This is a genomic window from Brevundimonas sp. KH_058 (genome assembly GCF_057838505.1).
In genome coordinates, this window is the sequence record NZ_CM174469.1 from 1,432,984 (window position 1) to 1,457,808 (window position 24,825).

At 66.0% G+C, this 24,825-nt stretch carries 25 protein-coding genes; 15 read left to right on the top strand and 10 right to left on the bottom strand.

Annotation, left to right across the window (positions count from 1 at the left end):
• Nucleotides 1-359 precede the first annotated feature (359 nt).
• From hemE to AC3ISA_RS06880, 11 genes are all read left to right on the top strand, one after another.
• Complete coding sequence (hemE, locus tag AC3ISA_RS06830; RefSeq protein WP_489179860.1) at nt 360-1,418, top strand: uroporphyrinogen decarboxylase; 1,059 nt, start codon at nt 360-362, stop codon at nt 1,416-1,418.
• A complete protein-coding gene (gene hemH / locus AC3ISA_RS06835) occupies nt 1,415-2,476 on the top strand; it encodes a ferrochelatase (RefSeq protein WP_489179861.1) in 1,062 nt (353 codons plus the stop codon). The genes hemE and hemH overlap by 4 nt, the downstream gene beginning before the upstream one ends.
• Complete coding sequence (locus AC3ISA_RS06840; RefSeq protein WP_489179862.1) at nt 2,473-2,940, top strand: CopD family protein; 468 nt, start codon at nt 2,473-2,475, stop codon at nt 2,938-2,940. The genes hemH and AC3ISA_RS06840 overlap by 4 nt, the downstream gene beginning before the upstream one ends.
• 694 nt (nt 2,941-3,634) lie before the next feature.
• The gene (gene rho / locus AC3ISA_RS06845; protein WP_489179863.1) at nt 3,635-5,068 is read left to right on the top strand and encodes a transcription termination factor Rho; all 1,434 of its coding nucleotides are present in this window, start codon (nt 3,635-3,637) and stop codon (nt 5,066-5,068) included.
• 39 nt (nt 5,069-5,107) lie between these two features.
• On the top strand, nt 5,108-5,335 hold the full coding sequence (locus AC3ISA_RS06850; protein WP_372691680.1) for a DUF6489 family protein: 228 nt from the start codon (nt 5,108-5,110) through the stop codon (nt 5,333-5,335).
• Between the two features lie 60 nt (nt 5,336-5,395).
• Nucleotides 5,396-6,703: a tRNA uridine-5-carboxymethylaminomethyl(34) synthesis GTPase MnmE gene (gene mnmE, locus AC3ISA_RS06855; protein ID WP_489179864.1), complete on the top strand. Its 1,308-nt coding sequence runs from the start codon at nt 5,396-5,398 to the stop codon at nt 6,701-6,703.
• 82 nt (nt 6,704-6,785) lie between these two features.
• The gene (gene mnmG, locus AC3ISA_RS06860; RefSeq protein ID WP_489179865.1) at nt 6,786-8,666 is read left to right on the top strand and encodes a tRNA uridine-5-carboxymethylaminomethyl(34) synthesis enzyme MnmG; all 1,881 of its coding nucleotides are present in this window, start codon (nt 6,786-6,788) and stop codon (nt 8,664-8,666) included.
• A complete protein-coding gene (gene rsmG, locus AC3ISA_RS06865; RefSeq protein ID WP_489179866.1) occupies nt 8,666-9,298 on the top strand; it encodes a 16S rRNA (guanine(527)-N(7))-methyltransferase RsmG in 633 nt (210 codons plus the stop codon). Before mnmG ends, rsmG begins: the two co-directional genes overlap by 1 nt.
• Nucleotides 9,279-10,100, top strand: coding sequence for a ParA family protein (locus AC3ISA_RS06870; protein WP_372691684.1), 822 nt, complete (start codon nt 9,279-9,281; stop codon nt 10,098-10,100). Before rsmG ends, AC3ISA_RS06870 begins: the two co-directional genes overlap by 20 nt.
• Nucleotides 10,101-10,125: 25 nt before the next feature.
• The gene (locus AC3ISA_RS06875; RefSeq protein WP_489179867.1) at nt 10,126-11,016 is read left to right on the top strand and encodes a ParB/RepB/Spo0J family partition protein; all 891 of its coding nucleotides are present in this window, start codon (nt 10,126-10,128) and stop codon (nt 11,014-11,016) included.
• A 26-nt stretch (nt 11,017-11,042) separates the two neighbouring features.
• A complete protein-coding gene (locus AC3ISA_RS06880) occupies nt 11,043-11,225 on the top strand; it encodes a hypothetical protein (protein ID WP_135194327.1) in 183 nt (60 codons plus the stop codon).
• Nucleotides 11,226-11,265: 40 nt separating this feature from the next.
• Here AC3ISA_RS06880 and holA read toward each other — a convergent pair whose 3' ends face one another.
• The 4 genes from holA to AC3ISA_RS06900 form a co-directional block, all read right to left on the bottom strand.
• Complete coding sequence (gene holA, locus AC3ISA_RS06885; RefSeq protein WP_135194328.1) at nt 11,266-12,318, bottom strand: DNA polymerase III subunit delta; 1,053 nt, start codon at nt 12,316-12,318, stop codon at nt 11,266-11,268.
• Nucleotides 12,315-12,794, bottom strand: coding sequence for an LPS assembly lipoprotein LptE (lptE, locus tag AC3ISA_RS06890; protein ID WP_489179868.1), 480 nt, complete (start codon nt 12,792-12,794; stop codon nt 12,315-12,317). Before lptE ends, holA begins: the two co-directional genes overlap by 4 nt.
• The gene (leuS, locus tag AC3ISA_RS06895; RefSeq protein WP_489179869.1) at nt 12,794-15,373 is read right to left on the bottom strand and encodes a leucine--tRNA ligase; all 2,580 of its coding nucleotides are present in this window, start codon (nt 15,371-15,373) and stop codon (nt 12,794-12,796) included. The genes lptE and leuS overlap by 1 nt, the downstream gene beginning before the upstream one ends.
• A 159-nt stretch (nt 15,374-15,532) precedes the next feature.
• The gene (locus AC3ISA_RS06900) at nt 15,533-15,997 is read right to left on the bottom strand and encodes a DUF3576 domain-containing protein (RefSeq protein ID WP_017505409.1); all 465 of its coding nucleotides are present in this window, start codon (nt 15,995-15,997) and stop codon (nt 15,533-15,535) included.
• A 366-nt stretch (nt 15,998-16,363) separates the two neighbouring features.
• Here AC3ISA_RS06900 and AC3ISA_RS06905 point away from each other — a divergent pair, with 366 nt between their 5' ends.
• Nucleotides 16,364-16,747 (top strand): NtrZ family periplasmic regulatory protein, encoded by a 384-nt coding sequence (locus AC3ISA_RS06905; protein WP_489179870.1) that lies wholly within the window; start codon nt 16,364-16,366, stop codon nt 16,745-16,747.
• A gap of 10 nt (nt 16,748-16,757) precedes the next feature.
• Here the strand turns inward: AC3ISA_RS06905 and AC3ISA_RS06910 are convergent, their stop codons facing one another.
• Entirely contained in the window at nt 16,758-17,402 is a 645-nt protein-coding gene (locus AC3ISA_RS06910) for a thiamine phosphate synthase (protein WP_489179871.1), read from the bottom strand.
• On the opposite strand from AC3ISA_RS06910, the gene AC3ISA_RS06915 reads away from it, so the two are divergent.
• Together AC3ISA_RS06915 and AC3ISA_RS06920 are read left to right on the top strand one after the other, a co-directional pair.
• Nucleotides 17,401-18,099 (top strand): YggS family pyridoxal phosphate-dependent enzyme, encoded by a 699-nt coding sequence (locus AC3ISA_RS06915; protein ID WP_489179872.1) that lies wholly within the window; start codon nt 17,401-17,403, stop codon nt 18,097-18,099. The two genes, AC3ISA_RS06910 and AC3ISA_RS06915, sit on opposite strands and share 2 nt — an antisense overlap.
• Before the next feature lie 80 nt (nt 18,100-18,179).
• A complete protein-coding gene (locus tag AC3ISA_RS06920; RefSeq protein ID WP_135194334.1) occupies nt 18,180-18,866 on the top strand; it encodes a response regulator transcription factor in 687 nt (228 codons plus the stop codon).
• A 3-nt stretch (nt 18,867-18,869) separates the two neighbouring features.
• Here the strand turns inward: AC3ISA_RS06920 and yczE are convergent, their stop codons facing one another.
• Nucleotides 18,870-19,469: a membrane protein YczE gene (gene yczE / locus AC3ISA_RS06925; RefSeq protein ID WP_489179873.1), complete on the bottom strand. Its 600-nt coding sequence runs from the start codon at nt 19,467-19,469 to the stop codon at nt 18,870-18,872.
• A gap of 62 nt (nt 19,470-19,531) precedes the next feature.
• Between yczE and yczR the strand changes: the two genes are divergently transcribed.
• A complete protein-coding gene (gene yczR, locus AC3ISA_RS06930) occupies nt 19,532-20,986 on the top strand; it encodes a MocR-like transcription factor YczR (protein ID WP_489179874.1) in 1,455 nt (484 codons plus the stop codon).
• Between the two features lie 3 nt (nt 20,987-20,989).
• Here the strand turns inward: yczR and AC3ISA_RS06935 are convergent, their stop codons facing one another.
• The 4 genes from AC3ISA_RS06935 to AC3ISA_RS06950 all read right to left on the bottom strand — a co-directional run bounded on the left by AC3ISA_RS06935 (nt 20,990) and on the right by AC3ISA_RS06950 (nt 24,656).
• Nucleotides 20,990-21,787 carry an exodeoxyribonuclease III gene (locus AC3ISA_RS06935; RefSeq protein ID WP_489179875.1) on the bottom strand — a complete coding sequence of 266 codons (798 nt, stop codon included), beginning with the start codon at nt 21,785-21,787 and terminating at the stop codon, nt 20,990-20,992.
• Nucleotides 21,788-22,004: 217 nt separating this feature from the next.
• On the bottom strand, nt 22,005-22,508 hold the full coding sequence (locus AC3ISA_RS06940) for a hypothetical protein (protein ID WP_372691701.1): 504 nt from the start codon (nt 22,506-22,508) through the stop codon (nt 22,005-22,007).
• A 48-nt stretch (nt 22,509-22,556) separates the two neighbouring features.
• Nucleotides 22,557-23,489, bottom strand: coding sequence for a Gfo/Idh/MocA family protein (locus tag AC3ISA_RS06945; RefSeq protein ID WP_489179876.1), 933 nt, complete (start codon nt 23,487-23,489; stop codon nt 22,557-22,559).
• Between the two features lie 3 nt (nt 23,490-23,492).
• Nucleotides 23,493-24,656: a DegT/DnrJ/EryC1/StrS family aminotransferase gene (locus tag AC3ISA_RS06950; RefSeq protein ID WP_489179877.1), complete on the bottom strand. Its 1,164-nt coding sequence runs from the start codon at nt 24,654-24,656 to the stop codon at nt 23,493-23,495.
• Nucleotides 24,657-24,825: the final 169 nt, after the last annotated feature.

A 24,825-nucleotide genomic window follows, 5' to 3' on the forward strand; every position in this document is an offset into this window, starting at 1 on the left:
CGGGGATGACGGTGGATGGCGGTCCTCATCCGAGGGCGGATCATCCCAAGGCGGAAAACCGGTTTCTCCATCGCTGTGGAAAATCCTAATGAAGAGTTAACGCCGTTTAACCGTGCTCACAGGCGCAAGTCCCCGCAAACCCTTGCCGGTTAAGGTTTCGTTAGGGATTGTCCACCGACGGGATTGTCGCCCATAGCGTCCCCGTTAAGGAAACCCGCAGCGTGGATATCCGCTTTTGTTCCGCCGGCAGTCCTGAAGTCATCCCCGCCATTCCACCGCCCTACCTGCCACTTCGAATCTTTTAATTCTTAATCTGATTAGGGATTGAGAGCGGGAGGCTGTGACCTTAATCGTCCGGCATGACCGATCCGACCCAGAACGCTGATCAGACGCCCCTAATGATCCGGGCTCTCCGAGGGGAGACGCTGGATCGTCCGCCGGTCTGGTTCATGCGTCAGGCGGGACGGTACCTGCCCGAGTATCGCAAGCTGAGGTCCGAGGCGCCCGACTTCATCGCCTTCTGCCTGAACCCCGAGATGGCGGCCGAGGCGACGCTTCAGCCCATGCGGCGGTTCGGCTTTGATGCGGCCATCGTCTTCGCCGACATCCTGTTGATCCCCCGCGCCCTGGGCCAGGATGTCTGGTTCGAGACGGGCGAAGGACCAAGGCTCGGCGAAATGCCCATTCCCGGTCGGATGGCGGAACTGGCGTCTGGGGCGGGCGAGCATTTGTCGGCGGTTGGCGAGACCCTGTCGATCGTGCGCGCGGCGCTGGAGCCCGAGCGGGCCCTGATCGGGTTCGCCGGCGCGCCCTGGACGGTCGCGACCTATATGTTGGACGGCGAGCACCGCACCATCGGCAAGGGCGAGCGCGCCCAGGCCCGGAGCTATGCCTATGCCGATCCCAAGCGGGTGGACGAAACGCTTGAGGTTTTGGTCGAGGCCACGGCCCGATATCTGAAGATGCAGGCGGACGCCGGCGCCCAGGTGCTGAAGATCTTCGAGAGCTGGGCCGAGGGACTTCCCGACGACCTGTTCGAGAGACTGGTCCTGAAGCCCCACCAGGCGCTTGTGAAGCGTACGCGGGAGCTGGGCGTCACCGTGCCCCTGATCGGCTTCCCACGGGGCTCTGCGGCGCTTGCAGAGCGGTATGCGCAGGAGGTCGAGGTCGACGCCGTCGCCCTGGACACCGCCTGCCCGCTGGAGGTCGGCAAACGGGTGCAGCAGATCAAGCCGATCCAGGGTGCGCTCGACCCGCTGTTGCTGCGCGCCGGCGGCGACCTGCTGGACCACCGCGTCGATCAACTGATGGAGGCCTGGGGACAGGGGCCGTGGATCTTCAACCTGGGGCACGGCATTCTGCCGGACGTGCCGATCGATCACGTCGAACAGGTTCTGAAACGGATCGGCGCCCAATGACGACGCCAGCCGCCGGCCGTCGCATCGCGGTGGTGCTGTTCAATCTGGGCGGACCGGACGACCAGGCCTCGGTCAAACCGTTCCTGTTCAACCTGTTCAACGACCCTGCCATCATCGGCCTGCCGGGGATCGTGCGCACGCCGCTGGCCAAGCTGATCTCCAGCCGGCGGGAGACCAGCGCCCAGGCTAATTACGCCCTGATGGGCGGGGGGTCGCCCCTGCTGCCCGAAACCCGCCGTCAGGCGCAGGCGCTGGAGACGGTGCTGAACGGTCGGCTTTCCGGGGACGAGGTGCGGGTCTTCATCGCCATGCGCTACTGGAACCCGCTGACCGAGGAGATGGCGGCCGAGGTCGCCGCCTTCGGGCCCGACGAGGTGGTGCTGCTGCCGCTGTATCCGCAGTTTTCGACCACGACGACGCAATCCTCGCTCAAGGCCTGGAACGCGGCCTACAAGGGCTCAGGCGTCAGCCGCGCCGTCTGCTGCTACCCGGCCGCGACGGGCTGGGTCGAGGCCCAGGCCCAGGCCATCGGCGAAAAACTGGACGAAGCCGTGGGCCAGCCGGTGCGCGTGCTGTTCTCCGCCCATGGCATCCCCGAGAAGCTGGTGACAGGCAAGGGCGACCCTTATCAGGAACAGATCGAGACGACGGTCGCCGCCGTGGTCGCCGCCATCGAGGCGCGTCGCGGACCCATCGACCACGCCATCTGCTACCAGAGCCGGGTGGGGCCGATGAAATGGTTGGGCCCCTCGACGCCCGAGGCTATCGAGAAGGCGGCCAGGGACGGCGTTGGCGTGGTCATCACCCCCATCGCCTTCGTGTCCGAACATATCGAGACCCTGGTCGAGCTGGATATCGAATACGGCGAACTGGCACATGAAAAAGGGGCCAGTCCCTATCTGCGGGCGCCGGCGGTCGGGATCGAACCCCTGTTCATCGACGCCTTGGCCGATGCTGCGGTCAGCGCCCTGTCCCGCACCGGCGTCGCGCCGTTCGGTCAAGGCTGCAAGGCGGACTGGAAGGCCTGTCCTTATCGCAACGGGAGACAGGCGGCATGAATACCTATGACCTTGCGCGTGGCCTGCACATCTTGGCCGTCATCGCCTGGATGGCCGGCCTGCTGTTCCTGCCCCGCCTCTACGCCTATGACGCCGAGCAAAACGCCAAGCCGGAGCCGCTGAAAAGCGAGATGCAGGCCCTGTTGCGCCTGTGGCAGACGCGGCTGCTGCGGATCATCCTGAACCCGGCGATGATCCTGGCCTGGGTGTTCGGCCTGTGGCTGATCCACATCGACGTCTCGGCACGCGGTGCAGGCTTCCTGGCCGAGCCGTGGATGATCGCCAAGCTGGCCGGCGTCTTCCTGCTCAGCGGCTGGCATGGTTTCCTTGCGGCGCAGAGGAAGAAGATCGCGGCCGGCACATCGAAATATTCCGGCAAGTTCTGGCGCATGACCAATGAGGTTCCTTTCGTTCTGGCCATCGTCATGGTGCTGTCGGTGACGACGGAGTGGACGTTCGGGTAAAGCTCCTCTTTCATTAGAAGAGGCGAGCGAGAGGTCTGGGGAAGTTCTGTGATAGCTGGCCTGTTGTCGCTGCTGATGATCGGAGGGTCGCTTCAAGCTCATGCTGGAGTATGGCCGGATGACACAACGACCCCGCAGGGCCAGGTCCGACGCCTCGGTGAGAGCGAGATAGCGACCTATGTCGTCAATCACGGCATCTGGCCTGCTGGGCTCGTGGGAGAACTGGGTGAAATCTTCCGTCCAAACGGAACCTACGCCAGTGCTTCCCGTGGATCGCGGGCTGGGACCTATAATGTCGGGAATAACAGGCTCTGCGTAAGCGTCTCAATGCAGGAAAGATGCCGCGCTCTATATATGGACGAGGTTGGAGTTGTTTTCTCTGCAGCGGTCAGCGGGGACGGGACGGAAGGCGTTCTGATTCCGCTCGACGCTGACTGGCTGGAGAGATGACGATAGAGGTCAGGACGCGCGCTCAATACCTCCGCTTGACCTGACCCGCCGCCTGTGGTTCCGGTGGTGGTGAACCGTTCGGTGCGAAGCGTTTCGCTTCGACCGCCGGTCCCTCTCTCTTCGTGACGCCTGCAGGCCTTGAGCCAGCGGGAGCCCGTCGCGCCTCCCTTCGGCCTTACGGCCAGACATTTTCAGAGACCCGCGCCGCAGCCTCTCAGGCCGTGTGCGCCCGCGAGCCTGCATCATGACCGACGTCCGCGACACCAATCCCGACACCCCCGAGAACGAAGGCGTGGAGGTTGAAGCCCCGACCCATCACGGCGCCGAGCACGAAGCCGGTGAGGCCGCTGGGGCCGATTCCGGCGTGGACACTACCGCTGATGATGAAGAAGACGGCGAACCCGTCGTCGCCAACGGCCGCATCACCCTGGCGGAACTGAACGAGAAGACGCCGGCCGACCTGGTCGCCTTCGCCGAACAGCTGGAGGTCGAGAACGCCTCCAACCTGCGCAAACAGGACCTGTTGTTCGCCATCCTCAAGGCCCTGGCCGACGAGGAAGTCGAGATCATCGCCGACGGCGTGCTGGAGATCCTGCCCGACGGCTTCGGCTTCCTGCGCAGTTCGGACGCCAACTATCTGCCGGGTCCGGACGACGTCTATGTGTCGCCGTCGCAGATCCGCCGCTTCGGTCTGCGCTCGGGCGACACCGTCCACGGCGCCGTGCGGGCGCCGCGCGAAGGCGAGCGTTACTTCGCCCTGCTGAAGGTCGACACGATCAATCTCGAAGATCCCGAGATGGTCAAGACCAAGGTCCTGTTCGACAACCTGACGCCCCTCTATCCCGAAGAGCGGCTGAACATGGAAATCCAGGATCCGACGCTGAAGGATCGCTCTGGCCGGGTGATCGACATCGTCGCCCCCCTGGGCAAGGGCCAGCGCTGTTTGATCGTGGCGCCGCCGCGCGTCGGCAAGACGGTGATGCTTCAGAACATCGCCAAGTCGATCGAGAAGAACCACCCTGAGGTCATCCTGATCGTCCTGCTGATCGACGAACGGCCGGAAGAAGTGACCGACATGCAGCGTACCGTGAAGGGCGAGGTCGTAGCCTCGACCTTCGACGAGCCGGCCACGCGCCACGTCGCCGTCGCCGAAATGGTGATCGAAAAGGCCAAGCGCCTGGTCGAGCACAAGAAGGACGTGGTGATCCTGCTGGACTCCATCACCCGCCTGGGCCGCGCCTATAACGCCACCGTGCCGTCGTCTGGCAAGGTGCTGACCGGGGGCGTGGACGCCAACGCCCTGCAACGGCCGAAGCGCTTCTTCGGCGCCGCGCGGAATGTGGAGCAGGGCGGGTCGCTGACCATCATCGCTACAGCCTTGATCGACACCGGCAGCCGGATGGACGAGGTGATCTTCGAAGAGTTCAAGGGCACCGGCAACTCGGAAATCGTGCTGGATCGCAAGGTCGCGGACAAGCGCATCTTCCCAGCCATCGATGTGCTGAAGTCCGGCACCCGCAAGGAAGACCTGATCACGCCGAAAGACCAGCTGGCCAAGACCTATGTCCTGCGCCGCATCCTGAACCCTATGGGTCCGCAGGATGCCATCGAATTCTTGCTCGACAAGCTGCGTCAGTCGAAGAACAACTCGGACTTCTTCCAGTCGATGAACACCTGATCCGTCTTCGGACGTTTCACGTGAAACAGGAGATGTTCGATGAAGGTCAATGTGGAAGTAGATTGCACACCGGCTGAGGCGCGCGCCTTCCTGGGGCTTCCCGACGTGACCCCGCTGAACGAGGCCATGGTCGCCGAGATGCAGAAGCGGATGGAGACCAATGTCGCCGCCATGCAGCCCGAAGAGCTGATGAAGACCTGGACCAGTTTCGGCCTTCAGGCCCAGGACCAGTTCCGCCGTCTGATGGAAGCGGCCGTCAAGCCATGACCCCCACGTCTCCTCCCCCATCGGGGGAGGGGGACCACGAAGTGGTGGAGGAGGATTGCAATGACCGACACAATCTTCGCGCTCGCGACGCCCCCTGGCCGAGGGGCCATCGCCGTCATCCGTCTGTCGGGGCCGGCGGTCGAACCGACCCTGAATGCGCTTGGTGCGACGAAGCTGAAGCCCCGCTTGGCGGCGGTTCGCGATCTGACCTACGCCGGAGATCACATCGATCAGGCCCTCGTCCTGCGCTTCGCCGCGCCCAGCTCCTACACCGGCGAGGACTCCGCCGAACTTCATCTGCACGGTGGGCGCGCCGTGGTCGAGGCCGCCAGCCGCGCCTTGATCGCGCTCGGCGTTCGTCCGGCCGAACCCGGCGAGTTCACCCGCCGCGCGTTCCAGAACGGCCGCATGGATCTGGCTCAGGCCGAGGCGGTCGCCGACCTGATCGACGCCGAGACCAGCGCCCAGGCCAGGCAGGCCCTGGGACAGTTGGATGGAAAACTCAGCGAAACCTACGCCGGTTTCCGCCGCGACCTGCTTCACGCGCTAGCCTTGGTTGAGGCGGAGATCGACTTCCCCGACGAAGAGGTGCCGGACAATCTGGCGCGCACCGCAGGGCCGGTGCTGGATCGTCTCGCCGGCGATCTGCGTCTTGCGATCTATACCGGGCGACGGGGCGAGCGGGTGCGGGACGGTTATCGCATCGTCCTGATCGGTGAGACGAACGCCGGCAAGTCGTCGCTGTTCAACGCCTTAGTCGCACGAGAGGCAGCCATCGTGACGCCGATCGCCGGCACCACCCGCGACGTGCTGGACGCCGATCTGGTGATCGGCGGTTATGCCGTGACCCTGTCCGACACGGCGGGGCTGAGAGAAAGCGACGATCCGGTCGAGGCCGAAGGCGTGCGCCGCGCGCGACTGCGGGCGGAACAGGCGGACCTTCGTCTGTGGGTTCGCGCGCCCGGCGATCCGGACGGGGTGGCGGCTGACTATGCACGACCGGACGACTTGGTGGTCGCCAACAAGTCCGATCTTGGAGGCATTCACACCACGGGCGGTTTTGAAGTTCTGTCGGTCAGCACCGAAAGCGGGCAGGGCTTGCCGGAGCTTCACGACTGGATCGCCGCACGGCTGTCCGCCGATCTCGCGGGTGCGGATTTTCCGGCAATCACGCGTGAGCGTCATCGGCTGCGTCTGACCGAGGCGCTGTCGGCGGTGACCGCGGCACGCATCGCCTTGGATGTCGCGCCGGAGATGGCGGGCGACGATCTGCGTCGGGCGGCCGATGCCTTGGCTCGTGTGACCGGCGCAATTGGTGTCGAGGACATACTCGGTCAGGTTTTTTCGACCTTTTGCATCGGAAAGTAATACCGGTGTTCCACGTGAAACATCGGCGGTCCGCCCAAGTCTGAAGGTGGCGAAGTCGAGCCAATTGGACTATGTGCCCAGCATGAGTTCTCCCACCGATCTTCTTTTCGACGTCGTCATCATCGGCGGCGGCCACGCCGGCTGTGAGGCTGCGGCGGCCTCTGCGCGTGCCGGCGCGCGCACTGTCCTGCTGACCCAAAATCTGGAAACCATCGGCGAGATGTCGTGCAATCCGGCCATCGGCGGTCTGGGCAAGGGACACCTGGTGCGCGAGATCGACGCGATGGGCGGGATCATGGGGCGGCTGGCGGACGTGTCGGGCATTCAGTTCCGCCTGCTGAACCGGTCGAAGGGCGCCGCTGTGCGTGGCCCACGCAGCCAGATCGACCGCCGTCTGTACCGTGAGGCCATGCAGGCCGAATTGAAGGCGACGCCAAACCTGACCCTGATGGCGGGCACGGCCGAGAGCCTGATCGTCGATGGATACCGTGTGGTCGGAGTGACGACGGGAGCCGGCGAGACGGTGCGGGCCGGGGCGGTTGTCCTGACGACGGGCACCTTCCTGAACGGCGTCATCCATCGTGGCGACGAGCGGATCCCTGCCGGGCGCCATGGGGAGGATCCATCGACCGGCCTGGCCGCCGACCTGCATGCCGCCGACCTGATGATGGGGCGGCTGAAGACGGGCACGCCCGCGCGCCTGGATGGGCGCACCATCGCCTGGGATCGGTTGGAGATGCAGCAGGCGGACGAGACCCCGTCGGCCTTCTCTTTCCTGACCGACACGATCACGGTGCCCCAGATCGCCTGCGGCGTGACCCACACCAACGAAGAGACCCACCGGATCATCGCCGAGAACCTCGGCGAGAGCGCCGTCTATGGGGGCAAGCTGTCGGGGCGGGGACCGCGCTATTGCCCGTCGATCGAGGACAAGGTGGTGCGGTTCGCCGACAAGACCAGCCATCAAATCTTCCTCGAACCCGAGGGGCTGGATGATCCGACCGTCTATCCGAACGGGATCTCGACATCGGTCTCCGAGCCGACCCAGTTGGCCTTCCTGCGCACCATCCCTGGTCTCGAAGCCGTGGAGGTGTTCCGTTACGGCTATGCCATCGAATACGACTATGTTGACCCGCGCGAGCTGAGCCCGGCGCTGGAGGTCAAGAAGAGACCGGGTCTCTATCTGGCCGGCCAGATCAACGGCACGACCGGATATGAGGAGGCCGCGGCCCAGGGGCTGATGGCGGGGCTGAACGCGGCCCGTGCTGCAGCTGGACAAGAGGCGGTCGTGTTGGGACGCGACCAGGCCTATATCGGCGTGATGATCGATGATCTGGTGACGCGAGGCGTCACGGAGCCCTATCGGATGTTCACCAGTCGGGCGGAATATCGTCTGACCCTGCGTTCGGACAATGCCGATCAGCGTCTGACCCCTCTGGCGATTGGGTTGGGAATTGTGGGCGAAGGCCGTCGGACGCGGTTCGAAGCCAAGGCGGCGGAGCTGGCGAGGGCGAGTGCCGTTTCACGTGAAACACTGTTCACACCCAACGAAGCGGGAGGCTTGGGGATCACCGTGAATGCGGATGGGCGTCGTCGGTCGATGCGTGAACTTCTGGCCTTCCCCGATGTCGCCCTGGATCACTTCATCGCCGCTTGTCCGTCTATCGCGGACTGGAGCGCCGAAGTACGCGAGCAGGTCGAGATCGACGCGGGATATGCCAACTACCTTGATCGGCAAGCGCTCGATGCAGAGGCCTTGCGGACGGAGGAGGGGATGATCCTGCCTGCTGATCTCGACTATGCCGCCATCGGCGGTCTGTCCAACGAGGTGAAGGAGAAGCTGGCGCGTGTCCAGCCTCGCACCCTCGGTCAGGCCGGGCGGATCGAGGGTATGACGCCCGGGGCCCTGACGGCCCTGCTCGCCCATGCGAAGAAGGCGCCCAAAGCCTCGGTCGCCGCTTGATGCTCGATACGGAGAAGGCCGCTTTCCAGGCCAGGACGGGCGCGACGCCGCAACAGATGGCCGACCTTGAAGCGTTCCGAATTCGTCTCGGCGACGCCAATGCGGTGATGAACCTGGTCGGACCCGACAGCCTGACGGACTTCTGGAACCGCCATGTCTGGGACAGTGCGCAGTTGTTGGCGCATGCGTTAGAGGCGCGGACCTGGGCTGATCTAGGGGCCGGCGCCGGGTTTCCGGGCGTGGTGTTGGCGATCCTGATGAAGCGGCGGGAAGGGGCGCATGTCTGGCTGATCGACAGTCTGGGCAAGCGGTGCCGGTTCCTTCAGGAGATCGTCGATGCGCTGGATCTACCGGCAACCGTCATCATCGGCCGTGCCGAGGAACAGGAGGTGACCTGCGACATCGTCACCGCCCGGGCCGTGGCTCCGATGGAGAAACTGCTGGGTTATGCACAGCCCTACTTCCAAAGGGGTGCACAAGGTCTGTTCCTCAAGGGAGAGAAGGCCGAATCCGAGTTGATCGAGGCGCGTAAATCCTGGCATTTCGAAGCTGAACTGGCCCCGTCGCAAAGCGACGTGCGCGGCCGTATCGTTACAATTCGGAGTCTCCGACGTGCCCACACAAAGCGCTAGAAAGAGACCTGCCCGCGTCCTCGCGGTGTCGAACCAGAAGGGCGGGGTGGGCAAGACCACGACGGCCATCAATCTGGGCACCGCCTTGGCCGCCATTGGCGAACGCGTGCTGATCGTCGACATGGATCCGCAGGGCAATGCCTCCACCGGCCTGGGTGTTCCACGTGAAACACGCCGCGTCACCATCTATGATGTGGTGGTGGATCAGCGATCCATCGACGATGCGGCCGTTCAGACGACGGTGCCCGGTCTTTGGATCGTGCCGGCCGATGCCGATATGTCAGGCGTGGAGATCGAACTGAGCCAAGCGGATCGCAGGTCCTATCGGCTGAGAGATGCGCTGCGAGCGCATGACGATGGCCCTACCGCGTATGACTATGTGCTGATCGACTGCCCGCCGTCGCTGAACCTGCTGACGTTGAATGCGATGGCGGCGGCGGATGCGGTGCTGGTGCCGCTTCAGTGCGAGTTCTTCGCGCTGGAGGGCTTGAGCCAACTGATGCGGACGATCGACATGGTCAAGCACAGCCTCAACCCGTCGCTGGAGATCCAGGGCTTGGTCCTGACTATGTATGACCGCCGCAGCGCCCTGTCGGGGCAGGTGGCCAACGACGTGCGCGCCCACTTCGGCGACAAGGTCTATGAGAGCGTCATTCCCCGCAACGTCCGCGTCGCCGAGGCGCCGTCGTTCGGCAAGCCGGCCCTGATCTATGATCTGAAATGCGCCGGCAGCCAGGCCTATCTGCGTCTGGCCAAGGAAGTGGTGAAGCGCGAACGCCAGCGCCTGAAGCTGGCCGCCTGAGTCTTATTGGAAACGGAACAGTATCTTGGCTGAACGACAAAGAGGTCTGGGCCGCGGCCTGTCGGCATTGATGGGGCAGGACGCCGAGGCGCCCGTGGCGTCGGACGCATCCGTGCCGGCCGGCGTGCATCGCGTACCGATCGAGAGTCTGAAGCCCAACCCGGATCAGCCGCGCAAGACCTTCCGCCAGGAGGATCTGGAGGAGCTGACCGCCTCGATCCGCGACAAGGGCGTGCTTCAGCCGATCCTGGTGCGGACCCATCCGGGCGAGGACGGCGTCTGGCAGATCATCGCCGGCGAACGCCGCTGGCGCGCCTCCCAGGCCGCGCGCCTGACCGAGGTGCCGATCGTCATCCACGAGATGGACGACGTGGAGGTGTTCGAGGTCGCCATCGTCGAGAACGTACAGCGCGCCGACCTGAATCCGTTGGAGGAGGCGGAAGCCTATCGCGTCCTGATGGAGCGGTTCGGCCGGACCCAGGATGCGGTGGCGGGTGTGGTCGGCAAGAGCCGCAGCCATGTGGCCAACACGATGCGCCTGCTGCAACTGCCCGAGCGGGTGCTGTTCTATGTGCGTGAAGGTAAATTGTCGGCCGGCCATGCGCGGGCTCTGATCAATACGCCGGATCCGGGCCAGCTCGCGGACATCGCCTTCGTCGATGGGTTGAGCGTGCGCGAGACCGAGGCCTTGGCCCGTCGGGCGGTCGAGGGGCCCAAGCCGATTAAGGCCAAGACTGCATCCTCGTCTTCGGGCGGGGAGGGGGCGGCCGATGTCGTCGCGCTTCAGCAGGATCTGGCCGACGCCCTGGGATTGAAGGTGCAGTTGTCGGACAAGGGCGGCAAGGGCGACCTGACCATCCGCTACGGCTCGCTGGAGCAACTGGACGATCTGTGCCGCCGTTTGATGCGGGGTTGAACGGCCGGATGTGCTAGGATGGTCGCATGACCGAAGACAACACACCTACAGCCGCCGAAAAGCTGAAACAGGCGCTCGCTGCCAAGAAGGCCAAGGCGGGCCACGGCTTCAACGCCCAGGCCGGCGCCAAGGCCGAAGAGAAGAGCGTTTCCGCGCGCAACGTCGCCATGGCGCAGCCCGCGTTCCGCAAGGCGTCGAAGCGAGGCTGACTACTCTGCGTCTTCTCCCCACGGCAGGGAGAGGATTCTTTCAGAGCCCCAGCCGTCGTGCCCGCCCGGCGATTTCCAGCAGCAGGCGTTCGGCGATCAGTTGATCTGGCATGCCAGTGGTCTTGGTGGCCACGTCGGCCGTGTTGATGCTGTCCAGCACCTCGTCCAGTGCTTCAAGTCGCCAGGACCGCGCTTGGCGCAGCATTTCCGCCTCCTGCTTCCAGAAGACGCCTGCGGCCTTGGCGGCCTCCTTGGCGTTTGCGCCGTTGGCCTGCAAGATATTGATCCGGCGCAGTTTTCCCAGATGCATGGCAGCCGATCGGACGGCCAGAACCGAGGACTCGCCCTCGGCGAAGGCGCGCCTTAGACCCGCCTGCGCCGGGCCGGGCCGGGCGCCGAAGGCCTGGAGCGCCGCATCCGAGAGTGAGGCGTCCGGCTCCACCCCCAGATGATGCTCCAGCGCGTCCATATCCAGCGTCTTGCCTGAGCCTGGGCCGATGAACAGGGCCAGGCGCTCGATTTCCTGGCGCATCAGGCCACGCTCACGCGGCAGGCGGGCGACGAAGCGGTCCAGGGCGTCGGAGGTCAGGCCGACCTTGTCGGCGGCTAAGGCCTCGCGGACCATACGGGCGACGTCGCCGGTCTCGTCCTCGTAGCAGACGATGCCGACCGCGCCGTTTTCCTTTTCGGCGGCCTTTCGCAAGGCGGATTCGCGACCCAGCTGATCGGCCTCGACCACCATCATGGCGTCGGGATTGTAGCCGCCCTCGGCGTGAATCTTGAGCGCGGCGGCGACGGCCTTGTCCACGCCGGGCTTCAGCGTGGACAGACGGATCCGAACCAGACGACGGCCGCCCATCAGGGACATGGCCGTCAGGGCCTCTTCCAGCTTCGTCTCGTCGCCATCGATGTCGCTGTCGGTCAGGACGGTGACGTTGAAGGGGTCGTTCAGGTCGGGGGTGACGGTCCGGCACAGGACCTCGGCCCGTTCGGCGACGCCGGACCGGTCCTTACCGTGGATCACCGCCGCCCGGATCGCCGGATCGGGCGCCTTCAGAAAGCGATCGATCTCGGGGCGTTTGGCCAGGATCACGGGTTCGACAGCGCCTGCATGAGATCAAGCCGGATCAGCCGGGCCAGTTCGGAGGCGGCGCGCTCCTCTCCGTCCTGCTGGGCGGCGATGGCGGCATAGGGCTGGTCGGCGGCGGCGTAGGTGGTGGTGACCGTCTCGGTCCCACTTACGGGCGTTCCGCCCGCGGCGGGGGTCAGGGTCCAGGTCGCCTTGACCGTCAGTTCGTAGCGGGTCGCGGTGTCGTCGATCCGGCGACCGAGCGAGCGACGGTTCTGCTCGACCTGGGTTGTCAGGCGATAAAGCGGCGCGGCGGACCGATCCCAGGCCAAGGCGTCCTCCAGCTGTTCGCGCAGGCGATAGCCGAGGCGGTCGTCCTGGGTCGTCACGGCGATGCGGCGCAGAGACGAGCCCACGGCCGGTTCGGCGTACATGGGGGTGAAGCCGCAGGCGGACACCGCCAAGGCGGACAGGACCGCGAAGGTCGCCGCGATACGCATCAGCCGGCCACCAGATTGACGATGCGGTCCTTGACCACGACGATCTTCTTCACACTCAGACCCTCCAACCGCGCCTGCACGGTCTCGTCGGCCAGGACGATGGCCTCGACCTCGGCGGGTTCCATACCGCGCGGCACGCGGATTTCCGCGCGACGCTTGCCGTTGATCTGGATGGGCAGGACCACCTCGTCGTCGGCCGCGAGCGCAGCGTCCCACACGGGCCACGGCGCGTCCAGAACCATCCCGTCCTCACCCAGTCGAGTCCAGGCTTCCTCGGCCAGGTGCGGAGTGAAGGGGGCGATCAGGCGGGCCAGGGCCGACAGAGCCTGACGCTTGGCGTCGCCGCCGGCCTGGGCGTTGTCGCGGATGGTGGCGACGAAGGCGTAGAGCTTGGCGATGGCCGAGTTGAAGCGGAAGCCTTCGACCCCTTCCGACACGGCCTTGATGGCCTTGTGCGTCTCGCGCAGCAGTTCGGCGTTGGCCTTGTCCTCGCCGGCGAAGGCGGGATCGTACGCATCAAACAGGGTCCAGGCGCGCTGGACGAAACGGCTGGCGCCCTCGACGCCGCCGGGGGTCCATTGCACATCCCGCTCAGGCGGGCTGTCGGACAGGACGAACAGGCGGCCGGCGTCCACGCCGTGGCTTTCCAGGATTTCAGCCGGGGCGACGACGTTCTTCTTGGACTTGGACATCTTCTCGATGTCGCCGATGACCAGGGTCTCGCCGGTCGACAGCTGGCGGGCCGATCGGACGCCGTTTTCGTTGCTCAGGTCGACGTCGGTCGGCTCGACCCAAGCGCCGTCGGCGCGGCGATACGTCTCGTGGACCACCATCCCTTGCGTGAACAGGCCGGCGAACGGCTCCTTCACCGACAGCATGCCGGCGTCGGAAAGCGCGCGCGTGATGAAGCGGGCGTACAGCAGGTGCAGGACCGCGTGCTCGACCCCGCCGATATACTGATCAACCGCCAGCCAGCGATCGGCGGCCGCCTTGTCGATCGGCGCCTCGGCGCTCGGATCGGTGAAGCGGGCGAAATACCAGCTGGAGTCGACGAAGGTGTCTAGCGTGTCGGTCTCGCGCGTCGCGTCCGCGCCGCACGATGGGCATTTGACGTGTTTCCACGTCGCGTGGCGGTCCAGAGGATTGCCGGGCACATCGAAGGTGACGTCGTCAGGCAGGACGACCGGCAACTGGTCGGCGGGAACCTCGACCACGCCGCAGGATGGGCAGTGGATGATCGGGATCGGGCAACCCCAATAGCGTTGGCGCGAAACGCCCCAGTCGCGCAGGCGATAGATGGTCTCAGCCCTGCCCTGGCCAGCAGCCTCGACCTTGGCGATGGCGGTGGCCTTGGCCGCTTCCACGTCCATCCCGTCCAGGAAGCCGGAGTTGAAGATCCGGCCGGGACCGACATACGCCTCTGTGCCGATCTCGACGGTTTCGGCGTCGTCGGGCTTGACCACCGGGGTCACGGCCAGGTCGTACTTGCGGGCGAAGTCGAGGTCGCGCTGGTCGTGGGCGGGGCAGCCGAAGATGGCGCCCGAGCCATAGGTGGACAGGACGAAGTTGGCCGCCCAGACGGGCAGGGTCTTGTCCGGATCGAAGGGGTGGCGAACGCGGACGCCCAGATCGACGCCGAGCTTCTCGGCCTTTTCGATGTCAGCCTCGCTGGTCCCGGTCTGGGCGCAGGCCTTGATGAAGTCCGCGACGTCAGGCCGATGTTCGGCAATCGCCTTGGTCAGAGGATGATCGGGGGCCAGGGCCAGGAAGCTGGCGCCGAACAGGGTGTCGGGGCGGGTGGTATAGACCTCGATGGGGTCGCGGGCGTGGTTCGGCTCACCCTCGGGCGAGGCGGGCAGGAAATCGGGCGCCTCGACGATGGGCCACCACAGGGTCGCCCCCTTGGACTTGCCGATCCAGTTCTCCTGCATCAGCCGGACCTTTTCCGGCCAGCGGTCCAGGGTCTTGAGGCCGTCGATCAGGTCGTCGGCATAGTCGGTGATGCGCAGGAACCACTGGTTCAGCTTGCGCTTCTCGACCAAGGCGCCGGAACGCCAGCCGCGGCCGTCGATGACCTGTTCGTTGGCCAGGACGGTGTTGTCGACCGGATCCCAGTTGACCGTCCCGTCCTTGCGATAGACCAGACCGCGCCGATACAGCTCCAGGAACCAGGCCTGCTGCTTGCCGTAGTATTCCGGGTCGCAGGTGGCGAACTCGCGCGACCAGTCCAGCGACAGGCCCAGCAGCTTCAGCTGCTCGCGCATCGTGGCGATGTTGGAATAGGTCCAGGCCTTGGGATGGATGCCGCGTTCCATGGCCGCGTTCTCGGCCGGCATGCCGAAGGCGTCCCAGCCCATCGGGTGCAGCACGTCGAAGCCCTGGGCGCGCTTGGACCGCGCCACGACGTCGCCCATCACATAGTTGCGGGCGTGACCCATGTGGATGTTGCCCGACGGATAGGGAAACATTTCAAGCACATAGTATTTTGGACGGCCGGTGTCCTTCGTCACGAAGGCGGACGCCTCGGCCCAACGGGCCTGCTGACGGGGTTCGGCGGTCTTGGGTTCGTAACGGGCCACGGTCGTCCTGAAAGTCAGAAGGGCGCTGACGCCCTCCCGGCTCAACTAGCCCGAAGGACGACAGCGCCCAAGAAGTAATGCGTCCCACAAACTCTTGGGCGCGTCGCGCTCAAGTAGCCCGAAGGGCGATAGCGCCTACAAAGAATCTAATGCTGGCGATCAGCCAGCATTAGACAGGTTCAGCTGGCGCGCCTTGGTCAGGATGGCGTTTTCCAGATCGGCCTCGGTCTGGGCGGCGACCGGGGCGGCGGTCCATTGCCCATCGGCGCCCTTCACTTCCTTGGTCACCGTGACGTTCAGCGCGTCAGCGCGCAGACGGGTGTCCAGGATGAAGACGGTCGCCTTGAAGCGCTCGTTCGGCGTCTGGGGGTTGATGTACCAGTCGTAGTTGATGACGCCGCCCCACGGATCGGCGGTCAGCAGCGGCATGAAGCTGAGGGTGTCGAGCGAGGCGCGCCACAGGAAGGCGTTGACGCCGATGCCCTGTTGCACGTTCGTCTTGGGCGCAGACTTCTTGCCGCCGACGAAGGGAATGCTTGAGCAGGCCGACAGGGACGCCCCCAGGGCCACGCCCGAGACCAGGACGACCGCGACGTTCCGAACCAGGGCCTTGTTGAGGCTCATCAAGAGAAGTCTCCGTAAACTCAGGGACGTGCAGGCCCTCGCCCACACGCGCGCACGGCCAAGGAAGAATGCCGACTGCGTGGCTCTATAACACGGCGAAAAGGGGCGATGACAAGGCGAAGTCTGCGGCGGTCGCATCCGGCGTCGCGCTGTTTTGCGACAGGACCATGTCATCGGGCGGGATTCAGACCAAATCCCGTGACGCTTGAGACACATGCGCCGACAACAATGACGGGGAATCTTGTTATCGGGCGGTCATTGCGTTGACCGAGAGGACGCCCGGTGTCTAATCGCCGGGTTCACGACCATATAAGGTCGGTCCGGGTTGAAACGTCGCCTCTAGGGCGGGGTTCGAAGGGTTTGGTTATGCGTTTCGGTGGTTTCCTGGCTGTGATGATGGCGACGACGGCGCTTGCCGCGTCGACGTCGGCGCTTGCCCAAAGTGGATCGCCCACCGTGTCGCTGTCGGAAGCCCAGGCTGCCCAGCGCAACGCCTCCGCTCCCCAACGTCGCGGTCTGCGACTGAACGACAACGGTCGCTGGGGCCTGGACTTCAACCTGAACCAGCCCGTCGGTCGTGAGACCGACTGGGGCGATGTCGAAGCCGGCGCCTATTACCGTCTGAACGACCGCCTGCGCGTCGGCGCAGCCGCCGCTGTTGGCTCGCCTGAGGCCGACCCGGCCCGTGCGCCGGAAACCAACAGCCGCGCCCAGCCGCGTGTGCGCCTGGAAACCATCTTCAAGTTCTGATTTCGGTTGGTCAGCGAAACGCTGACTGGATGGCGTTCACCGCCGCCAGGCCGCAGGCTCCTGTGTCTGACAGCGTGGATGCATTGTCCGGCGTGATCCCGCCCAGAGCGTAGGTCGGCAGGTTCGCCTCCTGCGTCCTCCGTCTGAATTCGGTGATCTCAAGCGCAGGCTTGTCGGCGGACGCTCCACCTGCGGGAAACACGGGCGACAGAACAAGGGCGTCCAGACCTGCGGTGGAGGGCGCTCTCCCATGCCAAGCGGCCGTCAGAATCCAATGGGGGTGGGCCGCGCGGATGGTGAAGGCCTGCGCCGCCTCTCGCTCAGGCAGATGAAGACCGTCGGCCGAGACTGCTTCGGCCAAGTGCGCGTCCAGCCCGACCAGCAGCTTCACCCCGCGATCCGCCGTCACGGCGCGCAGTCGCCGGCCGGTTTCGATGGAGTCTGCCGCGCCGAACGCCCGATAGACCACCGCCGATCCGGGCGGCAGGCGACGCGCCGTCTCCCATGGGCAGGGGGTGCGTTCGGGGTCGGTGAAGAACAGCAGCGGCGGCAGACCGGCGACCTGCGGGCTGACAGCGGCGGCGGCGCGGTTTAGAGCGGTCGCCGCATCCCAGAGCGCGCGCGCATCGTCGCTGTAACCGGCCGGCAGGGTCATGATCTCTTCTTCCTCCGCTTTATCTCTGTCGTCCATCGCCGAAAGGGCCGCCGTCGTTCGCGTCCGCATCGACGCCGCCTGCCGCGCCGCCGGTCGCGACCCCGCTGAGGTGACCCTGACCGCCGTGTCAAAGACCCAACCGCCCGAGGCCATCGACGCGATCCTGGCGACGGGGCAGCGGATCTTCGGCGAGAACCGGGTACAGGAGGCTCAAGGCCGCTGGGCCGAGCGGCGTGCGGCGCTGGTGGAGTCGGAACTGCGGCTGATCGGGCCATTGCAGACCAACAAGGCCGAGGACGCCGTCGCTTTGTTCGACGTGATCGAAACCCTGGATCGCGAGAAGCTGGCCCGCGCCCTGGCCCAGGCGGCGGAGCGGCGCGGCCGATCGCCGCGTGTGCTGGTTCAGGTCAATACCGGCGCGGAGCTTCAGAAGGCCGGCGTTCTGCCCGATGCGGCCGACGCCCTGATCGCGGCGGCGCGCGAGACCTATGGGCTGACGGTCGAGGGCCTGATGTGCATTCCCCCGGCGGATCAGGACGCAGAGCCCCATTTCGAGATGTTGCGCGATCTGGCCGAAAGGAACGGTTTGAAAGTCCTGTCGATGGGGATGAGCGGCGATTACGAGACCGCGATCCGGTGCGGTGCGACCCATGTACGGGTCGGAACCGCATTGTTTGGGGAACGAAATCGGCCTTAAAGCCCCTCTAGCCCGTAACCCAACGTGAATTCGCACCCCCAAGCCTTGGCGCGGGGGCCAAGCCTCGCCATTGTCTGCATATGCCCACGCCCAAGACCATTCTGATCATCGACGACGACGACGACCTGCGCGAGGCGTTGGCCGAGCAGTTGAACCTGCACGAAGAGTTCAAGACCCAGCAGGCTGCGACCGCGACCGATGGGGTGCGGATGGGGCGCGAGATCCGCGCGGACCTGATCCTGCTGGACGTGGACCTGCCCGACATGGACGGCCGCGAGGCCTGCCGTCTGTTGCGCAAGGACGGGGTATCGACCCCGGTCATCATGCTGACGGCGCAATCGGCTGACGCCGACGCCATCCTGGGTCTGGACGCCGGGGCCAACGACTATGTCACCAAGCCTTTCCGGTTCGCGGTGTTACTGGCCCGCATCCGCGCCCATCTGCGCAGCCACGAGCAGTCGGAGGACGCGGTCTTCTCGATCGGCCCCTACGAGTTCCGTCCTGCCGCCAAGGTGCTGATGGATGCCAAGGGCAAGAAGGTGCGGTTGACCGAGAAGGAAACTAACATCCTGAAATACCTCTATCGCGCAGGGGCCAAGCCGGTGTCGCGTGAAGAGCTGCTGACCGAGGTCTGGGGTTATAACGCCGGGGTTACGACCCACACGCTGGAAACCCATATCTATCGCCTGCGCCAGAAGATCGAGCCGGAGCCCGGCCACGCACGCCTTCTGCTGACCGACGCGGGCGGATACCGGCTGCAGCCGTAGGGCTCAATCGGTCGTCTTCGGGCGGATCGTGAACATCGGCAGGAAGATGTGGACCAACGGGCCGATGGTCACGGCGTAAAGCACCGTGCCCAACCCGACCGAGCCGCCCAGCAGCCAGCCGACGGCGATGACTGCCAGCTCGATACTGGTCCGCACCCATTTCACCGGCCAGCCGGTGCGGGCGACGATGCCGGTCATCAGGCCGTCGCGCGGGCCAGGGCCGAGGCCGGCGCCGATATAAGCGCCGCTGGCGACGCCGTTCAGGACGATGCCGGAGGTCAGCAGGCCTGCCCGCAGCGGTAGGCCCAGGTCCGACGGGATCCAATCCAGGCCGACGTTGGCGACCGTGCCGATGATCAGGACATTGGCGACCGTGCCGATACCGGGCTTCTGACGCAGGGGAATCCACAGCAGCAGCACGGCCATACCGATCAGGTTGACCGCCAGACCGAAGCTGATTCCGGCCGGAGCGGCGAACCGCTCGAACACGCCCTGGTTCAGCACGTCCCAAGGATCCAGCCCCAGATCGGCGCGCACGATCAGGGCGATGGACAGGCCATAGAGGACGAGGCCGGCGAACAGCTGGATCAGGCGACGGGTCATAAACCAGACAAATGCGCCAAACTGGCTATTTTAAAAAGGGCCAGTTATGCCATTCTGGCCGCATGTCGTCACGTTCCATTTGTCTTGTCTCCCTGACCCGCCATCTCGGCGCCTGGCGCGCGCCGGGCGCAGGGGCCGCCTATCGTCAGCTGGCGGGGGCGGTACGACTGCTGATCCTGGACGGTCGACTGCCGTTGGCGGCGCGGTTGCCGGGCGAACGCGAACTGGCGCAGGCGCTGGGTTTGAGCCGCACGACCGTGTCGGCCGCCTATGGCCGACTGCGGGATGACGGCTTTCTGACGGGCGGGCAGGGGGCGGCGGCGCGTACCAGCCTGCCGGCCGGGCCGGGACCAGGCCGCGAGGCCGCCGCAGAGGTGTCCGCAAAGTCGGGCCTGATCGACCTGACCGCCGCCGTCCTGCCGGCCGATTCGAATGTCCATGCCGCCTATGTGCGTGCGCTGGAACGATTGCCGGCGAACCTGCCCGGACACGGATACGAGACGGCGGGACTAGAGGAACTGTGTGAGGCGGTGGCGGCGGGATACCGGCGGCGTGGTCTGCCGACTTCGCCCGGCCAGATCCTGATCACGCACGGCGCCCACAACGGCCTGGTCCATCTGCTGCGGCTGACGACACGGCCCGGCGGGCCGGTGGTGTTCGATCATCCCACCTATCCGCAGGCCATCGACGCCATCTTGGCGGCGGGCGGCCGCGCCGTGCCGGTGGCCCTGCCGGACGGGGACGGCGAGGAGGGGTGGGACATCGAGGGGCTCGTCTCGGCCTGTCGCAACAGCAATGCGGCGATGGCCTATCTGGTGCTCGACCACAACAATCCGACCGGGCGCATGATGCGGGCGGCGGATCGAACACGGCTGCTGGCGGGGTTGAAGGGGTCCGAGACCCTGCTGGTGCTGGACGAGACCCTGGTCGAACTGACGCTGAGCGGACCACCAGCGCTGAGCGCCTCCGCCGTCGATGCGCCGCGCATGGTCCGGCTGGGCTCCATGTCCAAGAGCGTCTGGGGTGGGCTGCGAATCGGCTGGATCCGCGCCGATCGGGCGGTGATCCAGCGCCTGGCCCAGAGCCGCGCCAGTTTCGATCTGGGCGTGCCGATCCTGGAACAGTTGGCGGCGGTCGAACTGTTGAGCGACGGCGGCAAGGCCCTGGCGGGGCGCCGGCCCTTGTTGCGGGCGCGCCGTGATCATCTGCGGGCGCGGCTGGCGGAGCGGTTGCCGGAGTGGGTCTGTCCGCGGCCGGCCGGGGGGCTGTCGTTGTGGGCGCGCCTGCCCGCGCCGATCAGTTCCGCCCTGACGATCCAGGCCGAGGTCGAAGGGTTGCGCCTCGCCGCCGGCCCCCGATTCGGCGTCGATGGCGCCTTCGAACGCCGCCTGCGCCTGCCCTACACCTTGCCGGAAGACCAGCTGGACGAGGCGGTGACCCGCCTAGCCCGCGCGGCGAAGAAGGTTGGGCGAGGCGGCAAGGCCGTGACGGCGACCAAGGCGGTCGCCGTCTATTGAGGCTCAGACGTCCAGATCGACGGTCACAGGGGCGTGGTCGCTAGGCCGTTCCCATTCGCGCACATCGTCATGGATGCGGGCGGTGTCCTTGACCACAGCGGGCGTCAGGCCGGGCGAGGTCCAGATATGGTCCAGGCGCAGGCCACGGTTGGACTTGCGGAAGTCGGCGGCGCGATAGCTCCACCAGCTGGCCAGTTTCTGCGGCTCGGGGAAACGGTCGCGCAGAACGTCGGCGAAACCGCCCGTTTCCTGAAGCCGGTTCAGGGTTTCGACCTCCAGCGGGGTGTGGCTGACGATCTTGGACATGTAGCGGTGGTTCCACACGTCGCCTTCGCCCGGTGCGATGTTGAAGTCGCCAGCCATGACCAGGGGGCGGGACATGTCCTGCTTGGCGACGATGCCGGTCAGCTGTTCGTAGAAGTCCATCTTGTGATCGAACTTGGGGTTCAGCGCGCGGTCGGGAACGTCGCCGCCGGCAGGGATGTAGAAGTTCTGGACGTCGATCCCGGCGACGCGAGCCGAGACGCAGCGGGCGTGGCCCAGCTTGCAGACCTGGAAGGTGTCGCTGTCCTCAAGCGGCAGGCGGCTGGCGATAGCCACCCCGTGCCAGCCTTTCTGGCCCGCCACGCGCAGATGGGGCATGCCCATCTCCTCGAAGGCGCCGCGCGGGAACTGGTCCGTGGTGCATTTGATCTCCTGCAGCATCAGGACATCGGGCGCGCGCTCGGCGACGAAGCGTGCGACCTGGTCGATGCGCAGGCGGACGGAGTTGATGTTCCAGGTAGCGAGGCGGAGGGTCATGCCTTTCGTCTAGCAGGAGCGCAGCGTAAAAAAAGCCCGGCCACGACGGGCCGGGCTATGGGAGGTTCGTCTCTCTCGCCGCCGGGGAGGGGGATTTTCCGTGGCGGTAGAACGGCCGCCGCCGTTCCTGTGCTCAAAGTGTCACTCGCGATTACAAAAGTCAAATCGTCACAATTGACGCTTGCGCGTGCTGATTTTGGAACAGTCCGGGGCCGGATCAGTCGGGTGCGGTGCGAGACGCGGGGGCTGTCGCCCACTCGCCTCGCCATTCGTATGTCAGGGTGACGCAATGGCGATAGGCGCCGTCCGACCATCGACCGACCGCCTGCATGGTCAGGGGGCGCGGCGCCCGAACCCGGCTCATGATCAGCCAGACCTCGTCCGAGCCAGGACACAGGGCGCGGGCCAGACCGCGGCCGTCGCCGTCCTGATCCACGCCGTAGATGTCGTTCACTTGTGCGCCCTGTGGCAGGGCGCGACGCGCCGCATCGGGTCCGCCACGTGTGAAACCGGCCGTGCCGCGCGCCGAGGTGGAATAAAGCCTTTCGACCTGGACCGCGCCGAACAGTCCACGCCGGACCTCCAGCGTCACGCCCTTGGTCAGGGCCTGGGTGATGCGGTCCGACGCATTGTAGGACAGGAACCGGGTGTCGGCTTGGGCCGGTGCCGCGGCCGACGCTACAGCGGCGAGAGCGAGGGCGGTGGCGATGAAACGGCGCATACGTCCCTCTTCGTCAGGTTTTGCGGCGAGAACTAGGCTTCGCCCCGATCAGTGCTCGCCGAGACAGCGCAGGGCGGCTTCCAGATTGCGCAGGCCGTCCTCGCCGGTGACCGCAGGCGTTTCGCCGGTGGTGATGGCGCGGGCGAAGGCTTCCAGCTCCTTGCGAAGAGGCTCGGCCGGCCAGGAGTTCAGCATCCGGGTGGAGTAGGAGCCGTCGGGCTGCTGGCCGAAGTATTCGGTGACCTGGCGGGTGATCAGGTCGGCGACGATGAACTTGGTCTTGGTCGCGACCTGAAGCGTGCGGGTCTTGTAGGGCGTGACCCAGTTGGTGGTGATGTGGGCGATCACCCCATTGTCCAAACGGAACTGGAGCAGGGCCGTATCCTCGCGGTCGGCGCGTGTGCGGGCCACCTGAGGCTGGACCTCGGTGATTTCCGAACCCGTCAGGTGGCGGATGATGTCGATGTCATGGACGGCCAGGTCGATGACGACGCCGACCTCGCCCATGCGCGGCGGGAAGGGGCCGACGCGGGTGATCTGGATCGAGATGATCTCGTCGTCGGCGACGGCGCGCTTGACCGTCTCGACCGCCGGATTGAACCGTTCGACCTGACCGACCATCAGGACGCGGTCGTTGGCCTTGGCGGCGTCGATCATGCGCTGGGCGTCGGCGACGCTGGCGGCGATCGGCTTTTCGACCAGGACGTGGACGCCCTTTTCCAGCAGGGCCACGCCGATCTCGGCATGGAAACGGTTGGGCGTGGCGACGATGGCGGCGTCCAGACCGGCGTTTACGAAGGCCTGGGCCGTGGTGATCGGCGAGGCGCCATAGGCGGCGGCGACGCCCTCGGCCGTTACGGCGTCGGGATCGAAGACGGTGGTCAGGTCGAACTCGCGCATCTCGGAGGCGACGCGCGCATGGTTTCGGCCCATGACGCCGACGCCGGCGACGCCGATCTTGAGGGGGACGGGGTTGGTCATGGGTTAGCCCTTGTAGCTGGCGACGGCGGCGATGACCTTGTCCTGGGTCGCCTCGTCCAGATCGGCGTGCATCGGCAGGCTGATGACCCGGTCCTTCAGTCGTTCGGTCACAGGAAGGCCGCCCTCACCGCGCGGGAAGCGCTGATAGGCGGGCTGCAGGTGCATGGGCACCGGATAATAGACGGCGGTGGGCACGCCCTGATCCTTCAGATGCGCGGCGAGACCGTCCCGATCCTCATGCTCGACCGTATACTGGGCCCAGATCGACACGCCGCCGTCGATCACATGGGGCACGGCCGCGACATGGGGCGCCAGCTTCTCGTTGTAGCGCGCGGCGATCCGGTTGCGCCATTCGATCTCCTGACCGAAGACGTTCAGCTTCTCGATCAGGATAGCGGCCTGGATGGTGTCCAGGCGGCTGTTCATGCCGATGCGCATGGCCAGGTATTTGGGATCGTGGGCGAACGCGGCTGCGCCCGCCTGAAGGTCCTTGGCGACGACCTTTCCGTGGACGCGCAGCGAATCCATCTCCTGCGCCAGGTCGTCGTCGTCGGTCAGCACCGCCCCGCCGTCGCCGTAACAACCCAAGGGCTTGGCCGGAAAGAAGCTGGTCGTGGTCACGTCGGCCCATTTCAGCGGGTGGTCGCCGTTCAGGGTGCAGCCGAACCCTTGCGCCGAATCCGAGATCAGCTTCAGCCCGTGGCGGTCGCAGATGGCGCGGATGGCGGGATAGTCGGCCGGCTGGCCAAACAGATCGACGGCGATGACCACCTTGGGCGTGAGGCGCCCCTCGGCCTTGACCGCTTCGATGGCGGCTTCCAGGTGTGCGGGGTCCATATTGTAGGTGCGCGGATCGACGTCCACGAACACGGGCGACGCGCCCAGCCAAGGCACGACCTCGGCCGTCGCGGTGAAGGTGAAGCTGGGGCAGAAAACGGCGTCTCCGGTCCGAACGCCCCACGCGATCAGCGGCAGGATCAGGGCGTCGGTGCCGTTGCCGCAGCCTAGGGCGTGCTTGGCTTGGCCAAAGGCGGCGAGGTCGGATTCGAACTGGCGGACCTGCGGGCCCATGACCCAGGCCCCGCCGATGACGGCCTCCTGGACGGCGGCCTCGATCTTGCCGGCGAGACGCAGGCGCTGGGCCTGAAGGTCGATGAAGGGGATCATGAGGGACGCTCTCCACGGGGGATCGGGCGGCGACCCCATACCTACGGGCCGCGAATGTCGGGTCGTCCTAGCAAGATCGCGCGCAGGGGCCAAATCGCGCGGCGTCACTTCGCGTTGCCCTTTGCTACCGCATGGGCCTCTTGGCGCCCGTCAGCTTGCGCCTTAAGCC